Annotated in this window: 20 protein-coding genes and 1 riboswitch; of the genes, 4 read left to right on the top strand and 16 right to left on the bottom strand. The window is 56.5% G+C overall.

The window, feature by feature from the left end; translation table 11 throughout:
* Positions 1–2: 2 nt before the first annotated feature.
* A complete protein-coding gene (locus tag EU557_RS12805; RefSeq protein ID WP_135530838.1) occupies positions 3–1028 on the bottom strand; it encodes an LLM class flavin-dependent oxidoreductase in 1026 nt (341 codons plus the stop codon).
* The gene (locus EU557_RS12800) at positions 1028–2032 is read right to left on the bottom strand and encodes an ATP-grasp domain-containing protein (RefSeq protein ID WP_135530837.1); all 1005 of its coding nucleotides are present in this window, start codon (positions 2030–2032) and stop codon (positions 1028–1030) included. The genes EU557_RS12805 and EU557_RS12800 overlap by 1 nt, the downstream gene beginning before the upstream one ends.
* Before the next feature lie 453 nt (positions 2033–2485).
* Positions 2486–2575, bottom strand: a riboswitch (SAM riboswitch).
* A gap of 203 nt (positions 2576–2778) precedes the next feature.
* Between EU557_RS12800 and EU557_RS12795 the strand changes: the two genes are divergently transcribed.
* Complete coding sequence (locus tag EU557_RS12795; protein ID WP_135530836.1) at positions 2779–3984, top strand: glycosyltransferase family 4 protein; 1206 nt, start codon at positions 2779–2781, stop codon at positions 3982–3984.
* Between the two features lie 120 nt (positions 3985–4104).
* Positions 4105–4677 (top strand): DUF3109 family protein, encoded by a 573-nt coding sequence (locus EU557_RS12790; RefSeq protein ID WP_135530835.1) that lies wholly within the window; start codon positions 4105–4107, stop codon positions 4675–4677.
* 106 nt (positions 4678–4783) lie between these two features.
* Here the strand turns inward: EU557_RS12790 and EU557_RS12785 are convergent, their stop codons facing one another.
* The 11 genes from EU557_RS12785 to EU557_RS12735 all read right to left on the bottom strand — a co-directional run bounded on the left by EU557_RS12785 (position 4784) and on the right by EU557_RS12735 (position 15566).
* On the bottom strand, positions 4784–6286 hold the full coding sequence (locus EU557_RS12785; RefSeq protein WP_135530834.1) for an alpha-amylase: 1503 nt from the start codon (positions 6284–6286) through the stop codon (positions 4784–4786).
* A 295-nt stretch (positions 6287–6581) separates the two neighbouring features.
* Positions 6582–7928 carry an acetyl-CoA carboxylase biotin carboxylase subunit gene (gene accC / locus EU557_RS12780; RefSeq protein WP_135530833.1) on the bottom strand — a complete coding sequence of 449 codons (1347 nt, stop codon included), beginning with the start codon at positions 7926–7928 and terminating at the stop codon, positions 6582–6584.
* Between the two features lie 98 nt (positions 7929–8026).
* Complete coding sequence (gene accB, locus EU557_RS12775) at positions 8027–8518, bottom strand: acetyl-CoA carboxylase biotin carboxyl carrier protein (RefSeq protein ID WP_135531032.1); 492 nt, start codon at positions 8516–8518, stop codon at positions 8027–8029.
* A gap of 28 nt (positions 8519–8546) precedes the next feature.
* Positions 8547–9110: an elongation factor P gene (gene efp / locus EU557_RS12770; RefSeq protein ID WP_135530832.1), complete on the bottom strand. Its 564-nt coding sequence runs from the start codon at positions 9108–9110 to the stop codon at positions 8547–8549.
* A gap of 189 nt (positions 9111–9299) precedes the next feature.
* Complete coding sequence (locus tag EU557_RS12765; RefSeq protein ID WP_135530831.1) at positions 9300–10313, bottom strand: beta-ketoacyl-ACP synthase III; 1014 nt, start codon at positions 10311–10313, stop codon at positions 9300–9302.
* Between the two features lie 60 nt (positions 10314–10373).
* Positions 10374–11318 (bottom strand): phosphate acyltransferase PlsX, encoded by a 945-nt coding sequence (gene plsX, locus EU557_RS12760; protein ID WP_135530830.1) that lies wholly within the window; start codon positions 11316–11318, stop codon positions 10374–10376.
* 140 nt (positions 11319–11458) lie between these two features.
* Positions 11459–11683: a 50S ribosomal protein L32 gene (gene rpmF, locus EU557_RS12755; RefSeq protein WP_135530829.1), complete on the bottom strand. Its 225-nt coding sequence runs from the start codon at positions 11681–11683 to the stop codon at positions 11459–11461.
* A gap of 62 nt (positions 11684–11745) precedes the next feature.
* Positions 11746–12279 (bottom strand): YceD family protein, encoded by a 534-nt coding sequence (locus EU557_RS12750; RefSeq protein WP_135530828.1) that lies wholly within the window; start codon positions 12277–12279, stop codon positions 11746–11748.
* A 78-nt stretch (positions 12280–12357) separates the two neighbouring features.
* Entirely contained in the window at positions 12358–12726 is a 369-nt protein-coding gene (locus EU557_RS12745; protein ID WP_135530827.1) for a helix-turn-helix domain-containing protein, read from the bottom strand.
* 235 nt (positions 12727–12961) lie between these two features.
* Positions 12962–14014, bottom strand: coding sequence for a 4-hydroxythreonine-4-phosphate dehydrogenase PdxA (pdxA, locus tag EU557_RS12740; protein ID WP_135530826.1), 1053 nt, complete (start codon positions 14012–14014; stop codon positions 12962–12964).
* Positions 14015–14117: 103 nt separating this feature from the next.
* Positions 14118–15566, bottom strand: a complete 1449-nt coding sequence (locus EU557_RS12735) for a leucyl aminopeptidase family protein (RefSeq protein WP_135530825.1) — start codon at positions 15564–15566, stop codon at positions 14118–14120.
* A 245-nt stretch (positions 15567–15811) separates the two neighbouring features.
* Here EU557_RS12735 and rsmA point away from each other — a divergent pair, with 245 nt between their 5' ends.
* Both rsmA and EU557_RS12725 read left to right on the top strand, forming a co-directional pair.
* Positions 15812–16603 carry a 16S rRNA (adenine(1518)-N(6)/adenine(1519)-N(6))-dimethyltransferase RsmA gene (rsmA, locus tag EU557_RS12730; RefSeq protein ID WP_135530824.1) on the top strand — a complete coding sequence of 264 codons (792 nt, stop codon included), beginning with the start codon at positions 15812–15814 and terminating at the stop codon, positions 16601–16603.
* Between the two features lie 48 nt (positions 16604–16651).
* Positions 16652–17605 carry an NAD(P)-dependent oxidoreductase gene (locus EU557_RS12725; RefSeq protein ID WP_135530823.1) on the top strand — a complete coding sequence of 318 codons (954 nt, stop codon included), beginning with the start codon at positions 16652–16654 and terminating at the stop codon, positions 17603–17605.
* Positions 17606–17711: 106 nt separating this feature from the next.
* Here EU557_RS12725 and EU557_RS12720 read toward each other — a convergent pair whose 3' ends face one another.
* The 3 genes from EU557_RS12720 to EU557_RS12710 all read right to left on the bottom strand — a co-directional run bounded on the left by EU557_RS12720 (position 17712) and on the right by EU557_RS12710 (position 25693).
* Positions 17712–19181: a glutamate synthase subunit beta gene (locus tag EU557_RS12720; RefSeq protein ID WP_135530822.1), complete on the bottom strand. Its 1470-nt coding sequence runs from the start codon at positions 19179–19181 to the stop codon at positions 17712–17714.
* 147 nt (positions 19182–19328) lie between these two features.
* Complete coding sequence (gltB, locus tag EU557_RS12715; RefSeq protein WP_135530821.1) at positions 19329–23852, bottom strand: glutamate synthase large subunit; 4524 nt, start codon at positions 23850–23852, stop codon at positions 19329–19331.
* Between the two features lie 404 nt (positions 23853–24256).
* Positions 24257–25693 (bottom strand): DUF6986 family protein, encoded by a 1437-nt coding sequence (locus EU557_RS12710; protein WP_135530820.1) that lies wholly within the window; start codon positions 25691–25693, stop codon positions 24257–24259.
* Positions 25694–25755 lie beyond the last annotated feature (62 nt).

The following is a 25755-nucleotide window of genomic DNA, read 5'->3' as shown; positions in this document are numbered from 1 at the left end:
ACCTAGGCCAGTACTTGAATAACGGCTTCGGAGAAGCGCTCCATTTCCTCCAGTTGCGGACTGCACTGGAGCAGGAACAGGTCTACGCCTACCGCTTCAAAGGCGGCAATGCGCTCGGCCACTTGGTCCGGGGTGCCGGTTAGGCCAGAACGGAGGCCCCGATTCGAAACGGAGTAGTCCTGCAGCGATACTTGGTTTTCCAGCTGGGTGCCGGCCAGCCACTGCTGGTAATTTTTGTAACCAGCCGCCGAGCCCTGCACGTTTGTGATGCGCTCCAGCTCTTTTTTCACCTCCGCATCGGTGTTGCGCACGATGGAGTACGCCGCCACCCCAAACTTCATGGGGGGCAGGCCTAGCTTCTCGCGGCGCTGGCTCAAATCCTGAATGCGGCGGCCGATAGCCTCGGGCTCGTCGCCGTGCATCACGTAGCCATCGCACTGAGCAGCAATCATGTTCTTGGCCGCTTCCGACTCGCCGCCAGCGTAAATAAACGGCCGCGGGCGCGATACGGGCTTGGGCTGCAGAATGGAGTCAGTTACCTTATAGAACTTGCCTTCAAAGGAGAAGTGGTCCTGCTTCCAGAGGTTGTCTACCACGTGCAGCCACTCAGCAGTGCGGGCGTAGCGGTCATCATGCTGCTCAAAGTGCACCCCGTACTTCTTCGCCTCATCCTGCCACCACGACGATACTACATTCAGGGACAGACGGCCGCCGCTGATGTGGTCGATGTTGGCGGCCTGTTTGGCCAGCAAAGCCGGGGAGTGGAAGGTCGGCCGCACGGCCACCATCAGCTCTATCTTTTTGGTGACGGCCGCCAGGGCCGCCGCCGTGCTCCACGCATCCAGGGAGGGCGCTTCTTCCCCTTTAATGTCGTTGAGGTTTAGCTCGGCAATAAGGGAGAGGTCATAGCCGAGGTCTTCGCTACGCTGGGCCAGGTTCTTAACGTAGTCCCAGTCGGCGCGCATGTTTTCGTCCTCCACGTTGCGCAGCCACCCGCCAAATACGGGCATCCAATATCCGTATCTCATTACACTACAGCCGTTTCAATTTTAGAGGTAGTTGCAGCCTGGGGAGCAGCAACGGGAAGTTGGGTTTGCAGGTAGTCCACGAAGCGGGCATAGGGGTCGAAGCCGACTACGTTCACGGCATCGGCCACGAAGTTGGAGAGGGCGTTGATGTCATAGAACAGCACGTCGCCGGTGCGGTCGTCAATGAGGTACTCAATGCCGCCTACGTCAATCTTGGCCGCGGCCACAATGCGCTCCACGGCTTCAATTACTTCTGCCGGAGGCGTAAAGGCTTCTACCTGAATACCTTTCTTAGGGGCTTCAGTGAGGCAGAACTCCGCCGACTGCTCCTCCGGAATCTGGCAGATTTCGGCGGGGCAGAGGTTGAAGCTTTCGCCAGTCGTGTACACCTTCATAGCGTACAGAAACTTGCCGTTTAGCGTCTCCACACGGTGAATGTTGCCACCACGAGGCGTTACGTACTCTTGCACCAGAGCCGTTTGGTCGATGCCAAGATCAATCTGGCCAGCAGCTACGGCGGCCTCTACCCCCTCAATGGTATCAAAGCGAATGATGCCCGCACCACTACCACCAATGTTCACCTTCACCACAATGGGGAACTGTAGCTGCCGAGCCGCATCTGGTACGCGCGAAGCGTGGTTTATCACGAACGACTTCGGGAATTTCAGGCCTAATGAAGCGAACAGGGAGAGCTGACGGGCCTTGTTTGTTTCGATGCTGGTAGCTACCGAGCCGTTGATAATGCGGGTGCCAATGCGCTCTAGGTGAGTAGCGTAACCAGCTGTGTGGAAAATGCCCTGGCCATGGCCACGCAGGTAGGCCGAGGAGCTCATGCGGTTTACTACCAGTGAATAGCGGCTCTCTTTTTCAGAAGGATCGAAGAGGTGATGAGCGGCGTCAATTTTCTCGTAGGCCAGTCCGCGGCGGTCTAGCTCGGCGAAGAGCGGCTTAAACCACTCGGGATGTTCGAAATAAATGCCAATTGGCTTTGCAGCGTGAGCCATGAGAAGAAGAAAGTAATGGAAAAATGAGAGGAGTGAGCAGAATAGCACCGCTGCTACCGGAGGGGTAGATGCGGCGCAATTCTTAAAGCCAAAAGGTTATTGCTAGAATGCGATGATTTCCCGAACAATGGGTTAGCCAAATTCGTGTCCTGCCGAACGCTGGAAAATCCTCAAGCTCAGGCATAAGCCGGCGGTACTAGACGTGCTTAGCGCAACAACAGGAGCGGCTACGCGTTGAAGCTTGCGGCCCTTGAATGGCAAGAAGAAGGAACGACAGGTAGCCGCGAATTTGGCCTGAGGTGGCCTAGGGAAGAGTAGCGCTTACCAACAACAACAAGGGCCCGCCATAGTCGCATGTACGGACAATGCGCGCAGTGCGCGGAAAGCCGATTGCGGAGCAACGTGAGCAGCAGAGAAAGCGAGAAAGTTGTTGGTAGTAGCCACGGCAACTTGTTTTTATATGGTCAGGACTTGGCACCGTTCCAGTATCTGGGGGTTGCCGGCGTTTCATAGAGCCTGTCTCTCCACGCCTCTGTATAAAAACAATCCTTTGGTCGAAAAGAATTGGTAGGGCGAAGGTAATGTGCAAGAATTGAAACTTCCAAATTCTTGGTTTCAGCCGTAGTAGCCTGCGGTTGTTATGGGCTCAATTGGAAGGCAGGAGTGGGGCTAGCCCAAAATCTTTTGCTTGTCATACCTCGTCACTCCGTTATTTCGCGTTCAGTTTTAGCAAGCAGTTGTCGTCCATGAACACCGGAACAGGAGGAGGTAAGCAATCTGAAGTGGCGCGTGCCCAAGTAGTACCCTCTACTCACCTTGGAGCGGCGCCGCGGCCAGCATTAGCTATCCTGTGCCTCTCTGACAGTCTGGGTGGCCTAGAGATTAACACTATTAAGTTTTCTGGCTGGATGCGGGAGCGGGGCTGGCCAATTACGTTGCTGGTGCCGCCACACTCTCCCTTGGCAGAGTGGGCCTCGCGCGAGCAACTGGCCTACATAACCGTTGCTGCCCGCCGTAAGTCTCTAGCAGTAGTAACTGCTTGGCGACTTGCACAGTATCTGCGGGCGCATAGCATCCGGATACTACTGGTCACGCAGAACAAAGATTTGGGATTCGTGGCCCTGCTCAAGCTGCTAATGGGGAAAGAGTTGCGCGTCGTGTATCAGCAGCACATGCAAATTGGTATTCCTAAGCGTGACTGGTTTCATACCCAGCGGTTTGCTATGCTGGATGCGTGGCTCTCGCCCCTCCCTGGCCTAGCCCGGCAGGTAACGGAAATGACCCGCTACAATCCTGCGCGTGTACATGTGGTGCCATTAGGAATTGTTTTGCAGCGTTTTATACAGCCAGGCCTTACGCAAGCCCAGGCTCGAGAGCAGCTCCAGCTACCCGCCGGAACAGCGCTGTTAGGCGTGTTAGGCCGCTTCGATGACGGCAAGGGGCAAGACTTTGTACTGGATGTGCTGCATACGCTGCGTACGGAGCATCAACAACCAGTGGAATTGGTGCTTATGGGCGAGCTGACGCGCAATGAAGGCGACGCCTACTGGCAGCAGCTCCAGAGCCAGATTCAACAACTAGGCCTGGAGCAACAGGTGCACATCCGGCCCTTCAGCCCCCAAACGGAGGTATTCTACCGCGCCATTGATGTATTTGTGTTGGCTTCAGTGAGCGAAACCTACGGCATGGTAACCATTGAGGCTATGGCTGCGGGCTTGCCAGTAGTAGCTAGCGCCACGGGCGGAACCCTGGAGATTGTGCAGGATGGGCAGACTGGCCTACTATACCCCTTGCGCAACGTTGAAGCTTGCGTGCAGCAAGTTCTCAAATGCCTGCAGCAGCCCACTTTCCGGCAGGAGCTAGGCCAGTCGGCGAGCCGCCGAGCGCAGGCAGAGTACTCGCACGTGCGGCAATGCGACCTGACTGAGCAGATTCTACTTGCGCTGGCCTAATTCCGGTATCTTTGTCGCTTTGTTTCCTACAGTGAACCGGGCCGGTAGCGCACGTGTTGGCTTAGTCATTTCGCTACCTAACGAGAACCAGGAAGCACCTTTCGGCGAGCAAACCACGACATGATCATCATACAAAATACCGTCATCTCGGATGACGTGCGGGACAATTTCTTCGTCTGCAACCTAGAAGCCTGCAAGGGAGCCTGTTGTGTTGAAGGAGATTTAGGTGCCCCCTTGGAAGAAAAGGAGCTACAGATTCTAGAACAGGAATATGCGGCCATTAAACCCTTTCTCACCGAAGCAGGCCAGCAAGCTATTGAGCAACAGGGGCTCTACATAAAAGATTGGGAAGGCGACTACAGCACTACCACCATTAATGACCGGGAGTGCGCTTATGCCCTTTATGATGAGCGGGGCATCCTGAAATGCGGTATTGAGCAGGCGTATTTAGCAGGCGCTACCAGCTTCAAGAAGCCCATCAGCTGCCACTTATACCCCATCCGCATCACCAAGTACGAAGACTTCGACGCGCTGAATTACGACCGCTGGAACATATGTAATCCAGCTTGCTCATTTGGTGCGAATTTAGGCGTTCGGATCTATCAGTTCCTCAAGGAGCCACTGGTACGCAAGTACGGCGAAGAGTGGTACGGTGAGCTAGTGCACGAAATTGAGCACGGCTCCCCGGAATAGAGACTGGCCTAGGAGGCTCAGGCTACTACCGATTGCTTCAGCTACAAAAAAGGGCTACCCATAATTAGGTAGCCCTTTTTTGTAGCTGAAGCAATCGGTAGACATCCTAGTTAGGCACCCACACTGAATAGCTGCGGGCCTGCACTGGGAAATTACCGTAGCCATTGGCGTCGGTGGTAATGGTGCCGCTGTAGTTGCCGGTTTTATCAGTTAGCGTGGCGCTTTTGAAGGGAGAGGTAATGCCTTTGGTACGGGCGCTGCTACCGTCATTCAGAATCATCATCAACCCTTTGTGAGTACTGTCACCAGCACGGGAGTATGCGTAATAGTCGGCGTCATCCACACTGGTATACTCATAGGCCGAGCCATAGGCGTTGGCTTTCCGGATTTGCATGAGGCGGCTGATTTGCGTGCCGAGGTTGTAGTTATAATAGTCCTTATAGAACACGCAGGGGTAGCCCTTCTCGCGGGTCAGGATGTAGGCGTAGGCCAGCATCTTAAGGTTAATAACTGGCGAGTACAGTCCCCCGCCTTGTTGGTCGGTATCGTGGTTGTCAACGAAGGATACCGAGAGCGGTCCGTTGGCTTCTGTAAAACCAGCAAACTGCAGTCCGCGCATGTCCCAGGCTCCGTTACCGCTGCTCATGTCCTGGAACGTATAGTGCAGTGGAACATCAAATAAGCTAGTGCGGCCTCCAGTAGCCGATGCATAGTTATTCAGATCGGAGAGGTTTCTAAACCAGGCCTCACTCACCGCAAAACGGCCGCTAGTACCTTTCACTGCATCCAGCCACTCATTCACGAAGGAGGTTTGTATGTGCTTAGTGGCATCCAATCGATATCCATCCAGGCTCAGCTTAGTGGTAATCCAGTTGCCCCAGTTCTTAGTCTCCGTCCGTTGGTTTACATCGGCGTACCGGATTTCTGAGCCCAGCAGGTTATCGTACGCATCGCCATTAGCGTAGGGCTGGAAGTCCCAAGCATTCCATTGGTACCAGCCGTTATTAGGCGCTTGCTGCGTACCATTGAAGTTGTAGTAATGCCACTTAAACGTGCTGTACGTGTTGCCCCGGCCCGGATAGGTGAAGCTGGTGTACACGTTGTAGTTGGTGCCATTATAGCTGAATTGCTCTTGCGCATCAGCAGAGGTAAGATGGTTCATGACCATATCCTCGTACACCTGAATACCCCGCCCATGCAGCGCCGTAATTGCCGATTGAAGTTGCGCTAACGTGCCGTACCTAGTAGGTACAGTACCCTTCTGGTTAAACTCGCCCAAGTCGTAACGGTCATATACGCCGTAACCTACATCATACACGCTGCCACCTTTATAAGCGGGCGGCAGCCACACAGCGGTGAAACCAGCCGTACTAAATTCAGCGGCTTTGCTGCCGAGTACCTGCCACCAGGTGCCTTGCGTGTTGCTAATGGGCACATCCCAATAAAAGCCCTGTAGCATTACGCCATTGACAGCTACAGCATTTTGTGGAGCGGGGGCGGCTGCCGGAGTGGGTGAGGAGGGAGCTAGGTTTTCTTTGGAGCACGATGCCGTAAGCAAGGCTCCGCCCAGCAGCAGGCCTAGAATAGGCCTCTGAAATGAGGTTGACATGATGTGGGAGTTTTGGTTGTGGAGGTATTAGGAACGTTACAATAGTAGTATCTTTCTCACGGTATTATTCAATATTATTTTGTTAATCCTATGCTGTATTGATTCTGCAATGGTGCTATAGTAGCAGGTTTTTGCTTTGACTGAATATATATACCAATTAGCCTGTAGTTAAGCTATCATATTGAGTGAGTACTCACCTTTGCGTGAAACTGAAAGCACGTTCAGCTTACACCTACATAAACAAAAAGCCCAGCCTGTATAGGCTGGGCTTTTTGTTTATGTAGGTGTAAGTGGCCTAGAGTTCCGAGAAGTCAAAAGACGTTTCAAGGAACTTCGTAGTGAAGTCACCATTCTTAAAGTTTGCGTTGTCCATCAGCTTCAGGTGGAACGGGATGGTAGTTTTAACACCCTCTACCACGAACTCCGATAGAGCACGCTTCATCTTCACGATGCACTCCTCGCGTGTTTGAGCCACAGTGATGAGCTTGGCAATCATCGAGTCGTAGTTCGACGGAATCTGGTAGCCGGCATATACGTGAGTATCTACGCGTACGCCATGGCCACCAGGGATATGCAGCACCGTAATTTTACCGGGTGAAGGACGGAAGTCCTTCGTGGGGTCCTCGGCGTTGATACGGCACTCCATCGCGTGCATACGAGGGTAGTAGTTGTCGCCCGAAATTGGGATACCGGCGGCTACCTTGATCTGCTCCTTGATGAGGTCGTAGTTAATGATTTCCTCCGTCACGGGATGCTCCACCTGAATGCGGGTGTTCATCTCCATGAAGTAGAAATCGCGGTTCTTGTCCACTAGGAACTCGATAGTGCCTACACCTTCGTAGTTGATGGCCGAGGCACCAGCAATGGCGGCCTTACCCATCTTCTCACGCAGTTCTTCCGTCATGAACGGTGAGGGTGCTTCCTCCACCAGTTTCTGGTGGCGGCGCTGGATAGAGCAGTCACGCTCGGAAAGGTGGCACACGCGGCCGAACTGGTCGCCGCAGACCTGAATCTCAATGTGGCGGGGCTCCTCCACAAATTTCTCCAGATATACTCCGTCGTTGCCGAAGGCTGCTTTGGCCTCGGTGCGGGCGTCGTTCCACGCTTTCTCAAATTCCTCTTCGGAGTTGATAATACGCATGCCGCGGCCACCGCCACCAGCCGTAGCTTTCAGAATAACGGGATACTTGATCTTAGCGGCTACTTTCTTGCCTTGCTCTATTGATTCAAGCAGGCCTACGGAGCCAGGGATACAGGGTACACCCGCCGCAATCATGGTGGCTTTGGCCGAAGCCTTGTCGCCCATCTGGTTGATCATTTCGGGTGAGGCCCCGATAAACTTTATGCCGTTTTCCTGGCATACGCGCGAGAATTCCGCGTTTTCCGAAAGGAAGCCGTAGCCAGGGTGAATAGCATCGGCGTTGGTGATTTCGGCCGCTGCAATCAGCGTAGGAATGCTAAGGTAGCTCTGGGCCGAAGAGGGAGGACCAATGCACACAGCTTCATCCGCAAACCGAACGTGAAGGCTTTCTTTGTCAGCGGTAGAGTAAACGGCCACCGTTTTGATGCCCATCTCCTTGCAGGTACGAATAATGCGCAACGCAATTTCGCCCCGGTTGGCAATCAATATTTTTTTGAACACAGCGCTGGGGTAGAAGTGAGAAGTGAGAGCCTGAAACCCAGGCAGGCCTAGGGGCGCTGCTCATCTGAGTTCCAAGCTCTCACTTCTCGGTTCTTAAATTACATCGGCTCGATAAGGAACAATGGCTGGTCGTATTCAACCGGCGAAGCATTTTCCACCATAGCTTTCACGATACGGCCCGATTGCTCAGCCTCAATCTCGTTGAACAGCTTCATGGCTTCAATAATGCAAATCACTTGCCCCTTTTCTACCAAGTCACCGACCTGCACGAAGGCGGGGCTATCGGGGCCGCTGCTACGGTAGAACGTACCGATCATGGGCGACTTCAGCGGAACGTGGTTACCACTGCTGGCTGCTTCAGCCGCCGGGGCCGCCGCAGCGGCAGGCGCTGCTGCCGGAGCAGATGGGGCTGGAGTAGCAGCTGGTGCGGCAGCAGGAGCTGCGGCCGTTGGCGCCGACATGCTTACCACTGGCTTATAGCTAGGGTCGCGCTGAACCGAGATCTTGAACTCCTCAGTCTCGATGTTCACTTTGTTCAGACCCGACTTAGCAATAAAGTCGATCAGTTCCTGTAGTTCTTTGGCTTTCATGGCGGCGGGAGAGGGCTTGCTGGACTGCTTATTTGACTCTTTCGACATAGGAGTAGTCGCTGGTCTTGATGCGGATTTTGGTATCGGTATCAATAAACAGAGGCACCTGTATACGGGCTCCGGTTTCTACAATGGCGGGCTTCAGTGTGTTGGTAGCCGTGTCGCCTTTCAGGCCGGGCTCAGTGTAAGTTACCACTAGTTCTACCGTCGTGGGCAGCTCGGCGGTGAGGGGCTGCTCGGTTTCGGCGTGGAACAGGATGGTTGCTACTTGGCCTTCCTTCATCAGGTCGGCGAAGGGTACCATAGCCTCGGGCAAAACGACCTGCTCAAACGTCTCATTATCCATGAACGTGTAGCCATATTCGTCCTTGAACAGGTACTGGTGCGGGCGCTGCTCCACGCGGGCCGTTTCAACTTTTACGCCCGCGTTGAACGTGTTGTCAATCACGCGGCCGGTTTTGATGTTACGGAGCTTGGTGCGTACGAAGGCCGGGCCTTTGCCGGGCTTCACGTGCTGAAATTCGGTGATGACGTGCAACTCGCCGTTGTAATTCAAAACGAGCCCGTTGCGAAAATCTGCGGTCGTGGCCATGGTGGGAAAGAAGATGTTAAGAGGGAAAATCAGGCTGAAAGCAGCGGAATTAGCTGATCTAGGCCTGTTTTTCTACGTTCAGAAAATGTATAAACAGGGGTGGAAACGCAACGTGCCGCCCCGGAAAGATGGCGGGGCGGCACGTCGGGAGTGCAAGTATAGAGGTTTTCTGGTTTCGCGCCGCCGGAATTAAGCAGCGGAAGGATCAGGCTTGGGGTCGTAGGCCCATTTCAGGTACAGGGAGCCCCAGGTAAATCCGCCTCCAAAAGCAGCAATAATTAGGTTGTCGCCTTTACGAAGCTTCTGCTCGTAATCGGCCAAGCACAGCGGAATGGTACCGTTAGTAGTGTTACCATAGCGGTGAATATTCAGCATCACCTTCTCAGGGCCAATACCTACACGGTTGGCTGTAGCGTCAATGATGCGCTTGTTAGCTTGGTGCGGAACCAGCCAGTCAATCGTATCGGCGGTGAGGCCGTTGCGCTCCGAAACTTGCGCGGCTACATCGGCCATGTTTTTCACGGCGAACTTGAATACAGCTGCTCCTTCCTGATATACGTAGTGCTCGCGCTTGGCAACAGTTTCCGCAGATGGCGGACGACGAGATCCACCAGCCTTCTGGTGCAGATACTGCTCGCCGTGGCCATCCGAATGAAGTTCCTGATCCAAGAGGCCTAGGCCATCAGTATTTGGCTCAAGCAGAACGGCGCCGGCGCCATCACCAAAGATGATGCAGGTGGCGCGGTCGGTGTAGTCGATAATGCTCGACATCTTGTCGGCGCCCACTACCACCACCTTTTTGTAAGTGCCAGTAGAGATGAACTGGGAGCCAGTAGCCAGCGCGTACATGAAGCCTGAGCAAGCAGCCTGCATATCGAAGCTGAAGGCTTTTGTAGCGCCTACTGCGGCGGAGATGATGTTGGCGGTTGCCGGAAAAACCAGATCAGGAGTAGTAGTAGCGCAAATAAGCAAGTCAATATCCGAGGCAGCTACACCGGTTTTAGCCAGCAGCTGCTCTACGGCTTTGATGCCCATTACGGAGGTGCCCTGATCTTCGCCCTTAAGAATGTGTCGCTCCTTGATCCCTGTTCGGCTCATGATCCACTCGTCGGTTGTATCAACCATGGTTTCGAGTTCCTGATTCGTGAGCACGTAGTCGGGCACGTAAGAGCCCACTCCAGTAATGGCAGCGGTAATCTTCATTAGAGAGGAGACGAAAAAGCGCGGCAAAGAAAAGTCCGGCTAGCGGCCGGACTTTGTCGCTTAGGACTTGAAGGTGTTTTTTATCTGGTCGGAGATGCCAGAGCTAGCCATTTGGTAGCCTTGTTGCAGCATGTTGCAAATGGCAGTAGGCGTGCTTACTCCGTGCCCGATAATGGCGTTGTCGTTGATGCCCAGGATGGGGGAGCCACCCACGGCTTCGTAGTTAAATTTATTGAAGAACGGGTCGTCCAGCATCTGCTTCTCAGCCATGATGTCGTAAATCGACTCGGCCATTTTCAGCATTACATTGCCCGTGTAGCCGTCGCATACAATTACGTCGGCTTTGTCGTTAAACAGGTCACGACCCTCGATGTTGCCGATAAAGTGAATATGGGGGTTCACCTTCAGCAGCTGATGCGTAGCCTGGGTGATGGCAGTGCCTTTGCCTTCTTCTTCTCCCAGGTTCATGAGGCCAACCTTTGGGCGGTCGATGCCCAACACGTACTGCGCGTAGAGCGAACCTAGCTCGCCAAACTGCTCCAGCATTTCGGGCTTGCATTCGGCGTTAGCCCCCACGTCTAGCAGAATCCCTAGGCCACCATGCAGCTTCGGAACGAAGTTAGCAATAGCGGGGCGCATTACGCCAGGTACGGGTTTCACGCTGAACATGGCACCCACAAGCATAGCACCCGTGTTACCAGCCGAGCAGAAGGCTTCTACTTCTCCGGCGTGCAGCATCCGGTAGCCCACGGCAATACTGGAATCCTGCTTTTGCTGGTAGGCTTTAGCCGGATGCTCACCCATTTCGATAATCTGCGAAGCAGATACCAGAATCAGGTCTTCGGCGTCGGCGCCGTGTTGCTGAAGCAGAGGGCGTACAGCATCTTCCTGGCCGATGAGCACAATCTGCGCCTTGCCTGCCAGCGCTTTCGCCGCTAGCACAGCTCCATCGACGGCAGCCTGAGGGGCAAAATCACCCCCCATTGCGTCCAGGGCTATCTTCATGAAAGAGGTATCAAAGAGGTCCGGGAGAATTCCCTAGGCCACCCTCGTTGCTTAGCTTCTCGCAGCGGCCTTCGCCAAACCGTGAGAAGCTAAGCAACTAAAGAAGCGTATCCGAGGGGGATATAAGCGCTAGAGCGCTACTATTCTTCGTCGTTGTCGGTAGCAACAGGGGCTGCTACGGGAGCGTAATCTTTGATAGCAACTTTGCCATTCAGATACAGGTCGCCGTCAACAACATAAGCTTTGTGACGCAGGTGCAGCTCGCCGGTGTTAGAGCAAATGCTGATAGCCTTGGGGGTCAGCTTATCGTGGGTGCGACGCTTGTCGCGGCGGGTCGAGGATTGGCGGCGCTTAGGATGTGCCATGGGTCAGGTAATGTTGAGTGTTGAAAGTTATTATTTGCAAGGGTTCAAGCGACCCAGGGCGCTTAGTTCAAGTTGCGTAGCGCGTTCCAGCGCGGGTCCGTGTCGTCGCTGTCATCATCATCATCGCCTTCCTGGCGAGTAGTGAAGATGAGCTTGGCTTCGGCATCGGGGTTTTCATCGGGCTCGTTCTGGAAGCGCGGGTGCAGCTTCTTCATGGGCAATGCCAAGCCGATGTAATCAAACAGGTGCTGAGCAATTGGGAGCGTCTGGGTGTCGGGCGTGATTTGCAGCACGTTGTCGTCCAGCTCCAGGTTCTGGTCGCCGTAACGCACCAGCAGTTGCTCCTGAGCATCCACTTCCTGGTCGTACTCGTCCAGGCTCCGGTCGCAGATCTGGCGCACGGTGCCGTGCAGATCAAAGTCCAGGGTCAGCAGACGGTCCGTTTTAGTGAGCGTCACATCCGCATGGACCTTGCCATCCGGAATGAGCTCCTGGTCAAACTGCTCAAAAAAGGCACGGTCGAGCTCAAACGCGAAATGGTGCGTTTTATCTGCCAGCTTGGCGATATTGAGGTCGTATTGAGAATCCTTTTTCACAGGGTGAGTTTGTAGCAGGGGGCAAAAGTAGAAAGTTTTCCCCGTTATATAAAAGCAGCTGAAAGGTAGAAGAAGGGGCTAGGCGTTCTTCAGAATAAAATCTGGAGGAATACCGAGTCGCTCATACAGCCGTTTAGCTAAATCCAACGTCACACGGCGTTTGCCGCTCAAAATCTGCGAAAGTCGGCCCGCAGGCACTTCCAACAGCTGGGCCAGCTCCTTCTGCTTGAGGCGCATTTGCTGGCGCTTCAGCTCAATCATCTCCGCCAGTGAGGTTGGCAAGTTCGGAATGGGTAACAGGCCTAGCTTGCCCTCATAGGTATCTAGTGCCACCACTAATTCCTGAAATTCCGCCTCCAGTGCAGCATTACCCTCGAAGCCAGCAGCTACCAGTGCGTCGAGTCGGCGCAGGGCGGTGCGGTAGTCAGCGGGAGTGTGCAGCGTCATGAATAGAGAAGAGAAAGTCTGGAATGGGGAAGAACTATGAAATAAGAGGGTGCAAACTTACTAGGTTTGTTTTAAAAGAGCAAACAAAGTTTCGTTTTTGGAAATAATGTTCTGTTTATGAATAGAACAGCTGCTGCTAAATGAGGTTTGCTAACTGATTTAAACACAACAGCTGACGCTCTTTGCAAAGCGTCAGCTGTTGTGTTTAGAAAACGAGTCCTATTTAATCAGTATCCTATTCGTAACGGCCACCACGCGGGGCAGGCCCCGGAATTAGGGGCTTTATTTCCGCCAACGCTTTCCGCTGCTTTACCATGTCGCAGGCCATATACAGCGCTTCACGGAAAGAGGTAGGATCAGCTTTGTACTGGCCTGCTATACCGTAGGCTGTGCCATGATCAGGCGAGGTGCGAATTACCGGCAGGCCCGCCGTGAAGTTAACGCCCCGCTCAAAGGCAATGGTTTTAAAGGGAATCAGACCTTGATCGTGGTACAGCGACAGCGTGGCATCAAACTGGCGAAACTGGCGGGTACCGAAATAGCCATCGGCCGGGAAGGGCCCGTAGGCCAGGTGGCCGTCCTGCTGAAACTGCTGGAGTACGGGCGTTACTACATCAGCCTCTTCGCTGCCTAGCAGGCCGTTTTCGCCGGCGTGCGGGTTGAGGCCTAGCACGGCTACGCGCGGCTTCTCAATGCCAAAATCCTGCTTCAAGGAGTTAATTAGGATGCGCAGCTTGGTAGCCAGCAATTCCTGCGTGAGGCGGCCGGGCACATCCTTGAGCGGAATGTGGCCCGTGACGGTGGCTACGCGCAGGTCTTCGGTGGCCAGGAGCATGAGGCTTTCGGGAGCCTCAAAGAAAGTAGTAAGAAACTCGGTGTGGCCGGGGTAGCGGAAGTCATCAGACTGAGTATTCTCTTTGCTGATGGGCGCTGTCACAAGGGCATCGAGCAGGCCGGCTTTCAGGTCGCGGGAGGCGGCGAGCAGGCTCTGGCGGGCGGCGGTGCCACTAGCCTGGGTGGGCTGGCCAGGCGTAAGGTGAAAATCATCGTCCCAGCAGGTAACGGCGTTGTGCTTGCCGGGGGCAATATCGGCCGCTTCGCGTACCTGCCGGAAGGTGAGGGGCTCCGCCTGCGGGTCCACCGGAAACTCATCAAAGAGTACGGTAGCGGTGCCGTAGACCACGGGCGTGCAGAACTTAAGCAGCCGCTGATCAAGGAAGGTTTTGTAGATGATTTCCGGGCCGATGCCAGCAAGGTCGCCGACGGATATACCAATGCGTGGAAGCATTCTGTAAGGTGCTGATGAATGGATGGGCAAATGGGCTGCCTACTGAAAGCAGTGGCCTAGCCGGGCTTACTACACGGCTAGGCCACTGCTTGTTTGGGCAGGGCTAGGCTTTGCGCTTCAGGAAGTCGTAGGTGAGCCGCACGGCAGTGCCAGTACCACCTTTGCCCCGGTACGAGTCGGGGGCGGTGAGGAAGGCGGGACCGGCAATATCAAAGTGTACCCAAGGATAGCCTTCAATGAAGCGCTCCAGGAATTTGCCCGCCGAAATAGCGCCGGCTTCGGCTTTGCCCAGATTGGTGATGTCCGCCACGCTGCTCTTGATGTGGTCAGCGTACTCATCCCACAGCGGAAACTCTACCAGGCGCTCGTGCGTGCGGTTACCGGCTTGCTTCAGCTCCGTGAGAATTTGCTCGTCGGCGGTGCCCATGCACACAATGCCCTCGATGCCAATGGCGCGGGCCGCGGAGCCGGTTAGGGTAGCGTAATCCAGCACCAACTCGGGATCATACTTCTTGGCGAAAGCCAGGGCGTCGGCTAGAATCAAGCGGCCCTCGGCATCGGTGTTCAGTACTTCCACGGTCAGGCCGCTATACATCGTGATAACGTCGCTGGGAGCCAGGGCGGGGCCGCCGGGGCGGTTATCGGTGGCGGGCACCAAGCCAATCACGTGCAGCGGAACCTTGTTTTTGGCCAAGGCCGTGAGCACGCCGGTTACTACGGCAGCGCCAGCCATGTCGCACTTCATCAGGTCCATGCTGTTGGGCGTAGGCTTCAGGCTGAGTCCGCCCGTATCGAACACCACGCCTTTCCCGACCAGCACGTAGGGTTTAGCGTTAGTGGCACCCTCCGGCTTGTACTCCATGATAGTGAACGTGGGCGGCTCGGGGCTGCCCTGATTCACGGCAAGTAGGCCACCCATCCGCAGAGCCTCAATACGCACGAAGTCCAGGATTTCGGTAGTGAAACCAGCCTCTTCGCCAGCGGCTTCCATCTGGTTGGCCAGCTGGGTAGCGTTGAGGTGGCTGTAGGGCATGTTTACCAGGTTACGGGCCAGATACACGCCTTGCAGCACTCCATCCAGTTCCTGCACTTTCTCGGCGCTGAGCTCGGGGCCAACCAGCGTAAGTAGCTGCAGGTCGGGCTGCTTCTTCGACTTCTCGTCCGTTTTGTAGCCTTCAAACTGGTAAGCCGTCAGGGCAATACCTTCGGCCACCGGCAGAGCACCATTGGGCGTCAGGTCGTTGATGAACAGCTCCGGGATTTTGTCGGCTTTCAGCTGAGCGTGAAGCTTATGGCCTGCTTTGCGCAGCGATTCAGCTAACAGGTCAGTGGTTTTTTTCTCCTCCGCTATCACGTAGTAGTGGTGATGGGTGTACTGGTTGATGCTGATCAGCTTTTCGCCGGCGGCAAGCTGGTCGCTAACGTACTGGCGAACTGGCTGGGGCAGGTCGGCGGCGGCGCTAATGGGGAGCTCCAGTGTGCCGGCAGGGAGAATAAACACGGTATCCGCGAAGGAGGGAAAATCGGCGGAGTAGGCGAGAGATAGGGGCATGAGACGATTCCGTTAGGCCAGTGGCTGTTCCTGCTTCGGGCGCTGGAGGTGGAGAAACGGCAGCCGCTGGCGTATCTTTGGGCGTGAAGGTAGTCCTTTTGTAGAAGGGCTGGGTAACTAAGTGCGAGGTTAGAAGGGAGAAATTAGACTTTCAGTCTACTAACTAGACTTCCATCTTTTGCTTCGCATCGCCGGCAGAAATGCATCTGGCAGCTCTCACCGCTCACTTGTAACCTCTCGATCAGATGGATTCCGTTAAAGCCAAAAAACACCTCGGGCAGCACTTTCTCGCTGATCCTAACATCGCCCGCAACATTGTGGAGGCCCTGCGCCTGCCAGATGGCGTTACGGAAGTTCTGGAGATTGGGCCCGGCATGGGGGTACTAACCGAAACGCTGCTACAGCACCCAGAGTACCGGACTTCGGTGGTAGAAATTGACCGGGAGTCGGTGGCGTATCTGCAAAAGCACTTCCCGGCTCTGGAAGAGCGGATCTATTCGCAGGATTTCTTGAAGATGGATCTGGGCAAGCTGTATAACAACCAGCCCATCACCATCATTGGCAACTTCCCTTACAACATCAGCAGTCAGATTTACTTCCAGGTACTAGCCCACCGCCAGCAGGTGCGCGAGTGCGTGGGCATGATTCAGAAGGAAGTGGCCGACCGCCTCGCTGAGGGCCCTGGCACCAAAACCTACGGCATTCTGAGCGTGTTGCTGCAGGCGTTTTATACCATTGAGTACCTGTTCACAGTGCCGCCGCACGTGTTCAACCCGCCGCCCAAAGTGCAGTCGGCCGTCATTCGCCTGACGCGCAACAGCACTGAGAAGCTGGACTGCGATGAAAAGCTGTTCTTTCAGGTAGTGAAGCAGGCTTTCCAGACTCGCCGCAAAACGCTGCGCAATGCCCTGAAGCCCTTCGGGATGCCGGCTGAAACCACCACCGATCTTGTCTTCGACAAGCGGGCCGAGCAACTAAGCGTGGCTGACTTTGTTGGATTGACCAAACACGTAGAGCAGCATCGAGTAGTGGCCTAGCATTTGCGGTGGCCGCTGTTTTCTAACTAAGCTCTCCCCTCCACAACCATGTCCCTCTGCCTCGTCATCGACGATATGCACCCGAGCCTGCCGGACTACATGCAGGAAATTGGCGTGCAGCTGCACTACCGCCCCGATCTGAAAGCCGCGGAGGTACCTGCTGCGCTGGCCGCTCACCCATATGATGGCCTGATGGTGCGCTCAAAGCTGCGCATCACGGCCGAACTGCTGGCGCATGGGCCGCACCTGCGCTACGTGTGCCGGGCCGGAGCTGGGGTCGATAATATTGATGAGGAGGCCCTGGCTGCCGCCGGGGTTACGCTCTTGAATGCACCTGAGGGAAACCGAGACGCAGTGGGGGAGTACGCCATAGGCCTCTTGCTGGCGCTATTTCGCAATATTGTGCGGGCCGATAAAGAAGTACATGCGGGGCAGTGGCGCCGTGAAGCCAACCGGGGCGAGGAAATAGGAGGGAAGACCATTGGGCTGCTGGGTTACGGGCACATGGGCAAGGCCTTTGCTCGTCGCCTACAGGCATTCGACTGCACCGTACTGGCCTACGACCACGACCCGAACTGCGAGGCTAACCACCATGCGCTGCTGGTGAGCCTACCAGAGCTGCAGGAGCGGGCTGAAGTGCTGAGCCTGCACATCCCGTATTCGCCAGCCAATCATCACTTCGTGAACGAAACTTTCCTGCAGGCTTTCAAGAACCCACTGTGGCTGCTCAACACGGCCCGCGGCGAGGTGCTAGACCACGCTGCGCTGGTGCAAGGCCTACGCGAAGGTCAGATTCGGGGGGCAGCCTTAGATGTGCTAGATAACGAGAAGCTTGCCACCCTAAACCCAGAGCAGCAGGCGCGTTTCGAGTTTCTGTCGTCGGCGCCCAATGTTATTCTATCACCCCACATTGGGGGGTGGAGTTTCCAGTCGTACCGGCGGATTAACGAGGTGCTGGCCCGGAAGCTCAAGGCGTTTTTGGGTACGCAAGGAGTGGCCTAGGCTGTAAGCTTGTCAATTAAAAACTGTCATTCCGAGCAGAGCGAGGAATCTGGAGACTGGCCTAGAGGCTAACTCAGATTCCTCGCTCTGCTCGGAATGACAGTTTTTACGTGAACATGCCTACGGCATTTTTGCTAGGCAGGGCGGTCTTGCCCGTCAAGAACAGGTCAACCTTCCGGGCAGCTTCGCGGCCTTCGGAAATAGCCCACACTACCAACGACTGTCCACGGCGCATGTCGCCGGCTACGAACACGTTAGGTACGCTTGTTTGGTAAGAGCCTTCAGCGGCGCGCACGTTGCCGCGCTCATCTACCGTCACGCCGAGTTGTTCAAGTAAGCCTGCGTATTGGGGCGAGGCAAACCCTACCGCCAGCAATACCAGCTGGCAGGGAATTTCGCGCTCGGAACCCGCAATTTCCTCAAAGCGCAAGCGGCGGCCCAATACATCGGTTTCCCAGGTTACGTCCGTTACCAACAGGGCGCGCACCTGGCCTTGCGCGTCGCCGAGGAAGGCTTTGGTGTGGATGCCCCAGTAGCGCTGACAGCCTTCTTCGTGGGAAGTACTAGTGCGGAAGATGGCTGGCTCTTGCGGCCACGGCGTGTGGGCGGGCCGCTCGGTTCCGGGCTGGTGCATCATGGCAAATTGTGTAACGGAGCGCGCCTGCTGACGGTTAGCCGTGCCCACGCAGTCGGAGCCCGTATCGCCGCTTCCGATTACTACCACATCTAGGCCAGTCGCCAGCACCTCCTCCTCGGTAAGGGGTAGGCTGCTCACGCGACGGTTGTGCTGGGTGAGGTAGGGCATGGCGAAATGGATGCCTTGAAGGTCCCGGCCGGTAATAGGCAAATCGCGCGGTACTGTGGCGCCGCCGGATAGGACTACGGCATCAAAGGAATCAGTAAGTACGTTGGCGGGCAAATCTTTGCCGATTTCCGTATTGCAGCGGAATACCACGCCGTCTTCTTCCAGCAATTGAATACGCCGGTCGATTACCCATTTCTCCAGTTTAAAGTCGGGTACCCCGTAGCGCAGTAGGCCACCCGGCAGGTCGTCGCGCTCAAACACCGTAACTGAGTGGCCAGCCTTGGTAAGCTGTGCCGCCGCGGCCAAGCCAGCTGGCCCCGAGCCCACTACGGCCACCGTTTTTCCCGATTTCAGCACGGGTGCCGTGGGCTGCACATACCCTTTGGAGAAGGCAATTTCAATGATGTGTTTCTCGATTTCCTCAATGGCCACCGGCGCGCGGTTGATGCTCAGCACGCAAGCCGATTCGCAGGGCGCTGGACAAATACGGCCTGTGAACTCGGGGAAATTATTGGTGGAGGATAGAATGCGGTAGGCCTCTTCCCAGTCCTGCTGATACACAGCATCGTTGAACTCCGGGATGATGTTGCCCAGGGGGCAGCCGGAGTGGCAGAATGGAATGCCGCAATCCATGCAGCGCGCCGCCTGTTTGGTTAGCTGATCTTCCGAATACAGGCCTACAAACTCGCGGTTGTGCGCCACGCGCTCTTGCGGGGCGGCCTTAGCTGGCAGCTCCCGCTCAAATTCTTTGAATCCGGTGATATGTCCCATGCGTGATAGTCAATTGCGTGTGGGGGGCCTGCTGAGCTTGTCGAAGCATCTCTACCTCTGGCTAATCAACTGGCCTAGCTGAGCAACGAAGCGGTAGAGATGCTTCGCAGGCTCAGCATGACACTCTGATTTGGTTATTCTAGGCCACTACCGTTCGGCTGGCTCGTATTGCCTTGCTTGCAACACCTTCTTGTATTCGGAAGGGAAGACCTTCACGAAGCGGCCGGCTTCCTCTTGCCAGTTGCCGAGCAGGTAGGCAGCTAATTGGCTGCCAGTAAGTTGTTGGTGCTTGCGGAGGAGCGTTTGAATCTGAGCTTCGTCGTCGAGGTCGAGTGGGTCCAGTTCCACCATTTCGGTGTTGCAGTTATCGCGGAAGGTGCCCTCGGGGTCGTAGACCCAGGCGATACCGCCGCTCATGCCGGCGGCGAAGTTGCGGCCGGTTTTGCCTAGGATGAGGGCGCGGCCGCCGGTCATGTACTCGCAGCCGTGGTCGCCCACCCCTTCCACCACGGCCGTAGCCCCGGAATTACGCACCGCAAACCGCTCGCCGGCCTGCCCCCGCACGAACAGCTCACCGGAAGTAGCGCCGTAAAGGGCCACGTTACCAATGATAATGTTCTGCTCCGGTACAAAATGACCCTCGGGAGCTGGATAAATGGCCAACTGGGCACCGGAAAGACCTTTGCCCACGTAGTCGTTGGCCTCGCCTTCCAGTGCAAACGAGAGCCCCTTAGCGCAGAAAGCGCCGAAGCTTTGGCCCGCCGACCCTCGGAACGTGTAGTTGATGGTATTGTCGGGGAGGCCGGGGCCGTGGTAGCGCTTGGCTATTTCGTTGGAGAGCAGCGTGCCGATGGTGCGGTCGGTGTTGTGCACTTCAAAAGAGGCAAACACCGGAATGCGCTCATCCAGCGCAGGCTGGGCGTGGTGGAGCAGCTGCCAGTCGAGAATATTGTTCAGGCCGTGGTCCTGCTGCTCGCTGTTATAAAGCGTGCCTTTAGAGGGGTTGGCTACGGCCTGCAGCAGGTCGGAAAGGTCGAGGGTGCGTGCTTTCCAGTGCGAAATGCCTTCGCGTACCTTCAGGAATTGGGTGCGGCCTACCATTTCATTGACCGTCCGGAAGCCCAGCTCGGCCATGATTTCGCGCAATTCCTCGGCTAGGAAACGGAACAGGTTTACGATGTGCTCGGGCTGGCCCGTGAACAGCTTGCGCAGCTCGGGGTCTTGAGTAGCCACACCTACGGGGCAGGTGTTCAGGTGGCACTTGCGCATCAGGATGCAGCCGCCCGCAATGAGGGCAGCCGTGGCTACTCCCCATTCCTCAGCGCCCAGCAGGGCTGCTACGGCAAGGTCGCGGCCGGTTTTGATCTGGCCGTCGGCCTGCAGCACTACGCGGCTACGGAGCTGGTTGCGCACCAGCGTCTGGTGGGCTTCTGACAGGCCTAGCTCCCAGGGAAGACCCGCGTGCTTGATGGAGCTCATGGGCGAGGCGCCCGTGCCGCCGTCGTAACCGGCAATCAGAATTACGTCGGCGTGGGCTTTGGCTACGCCGGCGGCAATGGTGCCCACGCCGGCCTTGCTCACCAGCTTCACGTTGATGCGGGCGGCGCGGTTGGCATTTTTTAGATCGAAGATGAGCTGGGCCAGGTCTTCAATGGAATAGATATCGTGGTGGGGCGGGGGTGAGATGAGGCCTACGCCGGGCGTGGCGTGGCGCACTTTCGCAATCCACTCATCCACCTTATGGCCGGGCAGCTGGCCACCCTCGCCGGGCTTGGCGCCCTGGGCCATTTTGATTTGCAGCTCGTCGGCGTTAGTGAGGTAGTGGGCCGTGACGCCGAAGCGGGCCGAGGCTATCTGCTTGATAGCCGAGCGCATAGAGTCGCCGTTGGGCAGTTGCTCGTAGCGCATGGGATCCTCGCCGCCCTCGCCGGTGTTGCTCTTACCCCCGATGCGGTTCATGGCAATGGCCAAGGTGCTGTGCGCTTCGTGCGAAATAGAGCCAAACGACATTGCTCCGGTAGCAAACCGCTTCATGATGCTTTCGGCGGGCTCCACGTCTTCCAGTGCAATAGCCGGGCGGTGATGGGCAAAATCCAGCAGGCCGCGTAGGGTAAACAGGCGTTCTGGCTGCTCATTCAGTAGCTTGGCGTAGCGCTGGTACACTTCATAGTTGCCGGTGCGGGTGGCGTGCTGGAGCAGGTGCACGGTTTCGGGGTTGAACATGTGCGCCTCCCCCCGGCGGCGCCACTGGTACACACCTCCTTCCGGCAGAAGCTGTTGCTCTTCCAGGGTGCTGCTCTTAAAGCCCTGAAACTGCTTATACAGCGTTTCGCGGGCAATTTCGTCGAGCCCTAGGCCACCTATGCGCGTTACGGCCCCAGTGAAATACTGGTCTACCACCTCCTGGTTGATGCCCAAAATCTCGAACACCTGCGCGCCGTGGTACGACTGCAGCGTGGAGATGCCCATCTTTGAGAAGATCTTCAGCAACCCATCACACACCGCCTTAATGTAGTTTTTGGCGAGTTGCGGGTAGTCATACGCAGTGTTGAACTGACCGCCAGAGTGCATGGTCTGCACTGTGGAAAGGGCCAGGTAGGGGTTGATGGCTGTGGCGCCAAAGGCCAGTAAGCAGGCGAAATGGTGCACTTCCCATACGTCGCCGGCTTCTACTACCAGGCCCACGGACCCACGGTAACCCTTCCGGATCAGGTGGTGATGCACCGCCGACACGGCCAGCAACGATGGAATAGGAGCGTGCTTGGAGTCTAGGCCACGGTCTGACAAGATCAGCACCTCAAACCCATCATTCACGGCATCTTCAGCATAGCGGCACAGGCGGTCGAGGCCTGCGGCCAGGGAGCCGGGTTTGCCGTCGGCTTTGAAGTAGGAGAGCAGCGTTTTGGCGTTGAACATGCCCGTATCGATACTCCGCAGCTTTTCCAGCTCGTGGTTGGTGAGGATGGGCTGGTGCAGGGCCACGCAGTGGCAGTGCATTTTGTCCTCGTCGAGGATGTTGCCGTTGTTGCCGATGAACGTAGCCAGGCTCATCACCAGCCGCTCCCTGATGGGGTCGATGGGCGGATTGGTTACCTGTGCGAAGAACTGCTTGAAGTAGCTGCTCAGGTGCTGGGGCTGGTCAGATAGCACGGCCAAAGGCACATCTACGCCCATCGAGCCGATGGGCTCCTTGCCCTCCAGCGCCATGGGCGTAATTAGGGTGTCAATGTCCTCGCGGGTGTAGCCGAATACTTGATGGTACTTGAACACGGCATCCGCGGCGAGGTCGGAGAAGACCTGCCGGGGCTCGGGCAACTCCTCCAGCCGAATCTGATACTCATCGAGCCACTGCCCGTAGGGCTGCCGGGCGGCGGCCTGGGCCTTCAGCTCATCATCGGTGATGATCTGGCCGGCCACGGTATCCAGGAGCAGCATTTTGCCGGGCTGCAGGCGGCCCTTTTTCTCCACGATGGAATCGGGAATAGTGAGCACGCCGGTTTCGGAAGCCACCATCACGCGGCCATCGTTGGTTACAATGTAGCGTAAGGGGCGCAGGCCATTGCGGTCGAGCATGGCCCCGAGCATTTGGCCATCGGTGAAGAGTAGAGCCGCGGGGCCGTCCCAGGGTGCCATGAAGGTGGCGTGGAACTCGTAGAAGGCCTTTTTCAGCGGGTCCATCTGGGTGTTGCCGTCCCAGGCCTCGGGCACCAGCATCATCATTACGTGGGGCAGAGAGCGGCCCGAGTGCAGCAGAATCTCCACGATGTTGTCGAGGCAGGCCGAGTCCGATTGGTGGCTGTCGATGACCGGCAGCAGCATGTCCATCTCCTCCGCCGAGAAGAACGGCGACACGTAGCTGCGCACCCCGGCGTAAAACCAGTTCAGGTTGCCTCGTAGCGTGTTGATTTCGCCGTTGTGGGCCAGCAGCCGGAAGGGCTGGGCCAGGCGCCACGACGGAAATGTATTGGTAGAAAAGCGCGAGTGCACCATCCCAAACGCCGAGGTCACGCGCTCATCCGACAGATCGGGGAAATAGCCGCGCACCTGGTAGGTGGTCAGCTGGCCCTTGTATACAATGACTTTGCAGGAGAGGGAGGTAAAGTAAAAATCCTCAGCCGCCGCAGGTACTTGCTCCTGAACCAGCTTGGTGATGTAGCGCCGCAGCACGTAGAGCTTCCGCTCGAAGTCTTCGGCGGTGGCTAGGCCAGTAGGGCGAGCCACAAACACCTGTTCCATGCTGGGTTCCGCCGCCAGCGCCGTGGGCCCTATACCGGCCGGATTCACTGGCACCGGGCGGTACCCCAGTACCGAGAGGCCTAGCTTGTCGCCAGCGACCTTAATTACGGCCCGGCAAGCCGCTTGCGCGGCGGCCTCCTTGGGTAGGAACAGCATGCCCACGCCGTAGTAGCCGGGCTCGGGCAGCCGGATGCTCAGGGCGGTGCACTCTTCTAGGAAAAACCAGTGGGGCAGTTGCAGCAGCAGCCCGGCACCGTCGCCCGAATCGGAGTCGCAGCCACAGGCGCCGCGGTGCTCCATGTTTTCGAGCATGGTGAGAGCATCGATAATAATCTGGTGCGACTTGCGGCCGTTGAGGTAGGCTATAAACCCAGTACCACAGGCATCATGTTCGAACTCGGGGCGGTATAGGCCCTGCGGGTTGTCAGGTGTCATCGGAGTGTGGCGTCGTGGTTGGAGAGGAAGTCGACTCGGCGTACTAAGCCGAATTAGCAAGATATTCTCCTCCACCAAGCGTTTATACCACACTAGGCCAGTTCTACGATTTCTAAGCGAGTAGTATTTATAGGTTTAAAAAGATAAATACTTGGATTTGATTAGTCTAAGCTAGTTTCGGCTGAGTTCGCGCTTACAGTGTCAGAACGAGGTAGAAGCCGCGCAAACACATAGGTAAACTGCGTGACGACTGCCGCATACGCTCGTCATGCTGAGCTTGTCGAAGCATCTCTACCACTGGCTACTGGCCTAGCAACGATTCAACCAAGCGGTAGAGATGCTTCGGCTGTGCTCAGCATGACGGGCTCTTTCCAGAAGAATAGGCTGGTTGCAAGGCAAGTGGCCTAGGCCTTCTGGGTGCGGCGGCCTTCCAGAATGCGGAAGAAGGAGCGAGTGTGAATTTCGGCGGTGGTGAGGCCAGTGGCTTTGATTTCCTCTTCCGTAATGGCTCCGCAGTTCAGGGCTTTCAGGAAGAAGTTGAGCAGGCCCTGGCCGGTAGCGGCATCGTCGAAAATGTCGCCGGTGAGGGTGGAGATGGCGGCGCGCTCCACGAAGGTTTTCAGGCGGTGGACCGCGTCGTCGTAGCTGCTGAGGAAGAAGGTGTATGTGGCCGCGTAGCGCATGGGCAATTGGGCGGGGTTTAGGTCCCAGCCCTGATATAGGCCATTGATGAGCGAGTGCGTGGTATGGTGGAAACCCTGCCGCCAGGCATTGTGCACCGATTCGCGGTTCTCCCGGAGTTGTTCGTAGGATAGGTTTTCGCCGCGGTGTGGGCCGATGGGCATTACATTGGTGGCGCCGTCGGAGACGAAAATGCCGGTGCCGCCCAGGGCTACTTTGGTCATGTGGTGGGCGAAGTCGCAGACGGGGTGCGCCATAGTCTGGTACTTGGCCGTGATTCCCGCCGACGCGGTATAGTCGTAGGTGCCGAAGTGGGCTGCTACGCACCGCCCTTCGCTGGCCCGGATGATGCGCATGAGGGGGTTGCGGCCCTCATCGTCCATAATAATCTGGGTGGCCTCCACCATGGTCTCCATCTTCAGGGTGCCGGGCTCTAGGCCATTGGCCTTCTCCAGCAGTTCAAAGAAACGCACCATGGTGGTCATCTGCTCCGGAATGGTCACTTTGGGTAGCATCACCACGAAGTTGTCGGGTAGTTTGCCACCGGTTTTCTCCAGCAGGGTGGTCAGGAAGATGTCTAGCGTGCGGATGCCGCGGGCCTTCATATCCTCCGTGAAGGGCTTGATGCGAATACCAATAAACGGCGATACCGTGCCCTTTTGCATACCTAGCGCCAGCTCAGTAGCGGCCTGCACGGCAGTGGCATCTTCCTCCGCATCGGGCCGGTTGCCGAAGCCATCCTCAAAGTCGATGCGAAAATCCTCCACAGCTTCCGTCTGCAGCTTCCGCACTATCTTATTGTACACGGAGTAGGCCAGCCAAGCGTGCTCGTGCTTGCGCTCCGCCGCCGACATAGTATCTAGCCGGGCTGTCAGCGCCTTGATATCTTGAGCCAGCGTGGGCAAATGCTCGTGCCCCTTGAGCTGCAACACCCGCGCCAGCTCCACAAAGTTGGGGGCGTAGGTGTGCAGGTTGTTGAGGGCAATGTCGCCCATCCGTACGCAGGTGTCGGCCTTGAACAGGTTGGCGCCGCCGTACACCGTGTGCACGGGCTGGCGGTCGGGCTTATCGCCGGGGTAGGTCTGCTGGAAGCGGCGGTTGGCCTCGCCAAGCTGGTCTAAGAGGTGCGCTTTATCGGTATCCTGGATGCTGAGCTTCATGGTGGGAAAGAGGGGGATATGGTAAAAAGCTAGAGACTAGTTCCCCTCCTCAGTTAAGGAGG

The sequence above is a fragment of the Hymenobacter wooponensis genome (assembly GCF_004745865.1).
GTDB classification, from domain to species: domain Bacteria; phylum Bacteroidota; class Bacteroidia; order Cytophagales; family Hymenobacteraceae; genus Hymenobacter; species Hymenobacter wooponensis.
The sequence above is the reverse complement of the archived record's forward strand: the minus strand, read 5'-3'. Positions and strand labels throughout refer to the sequence as shown.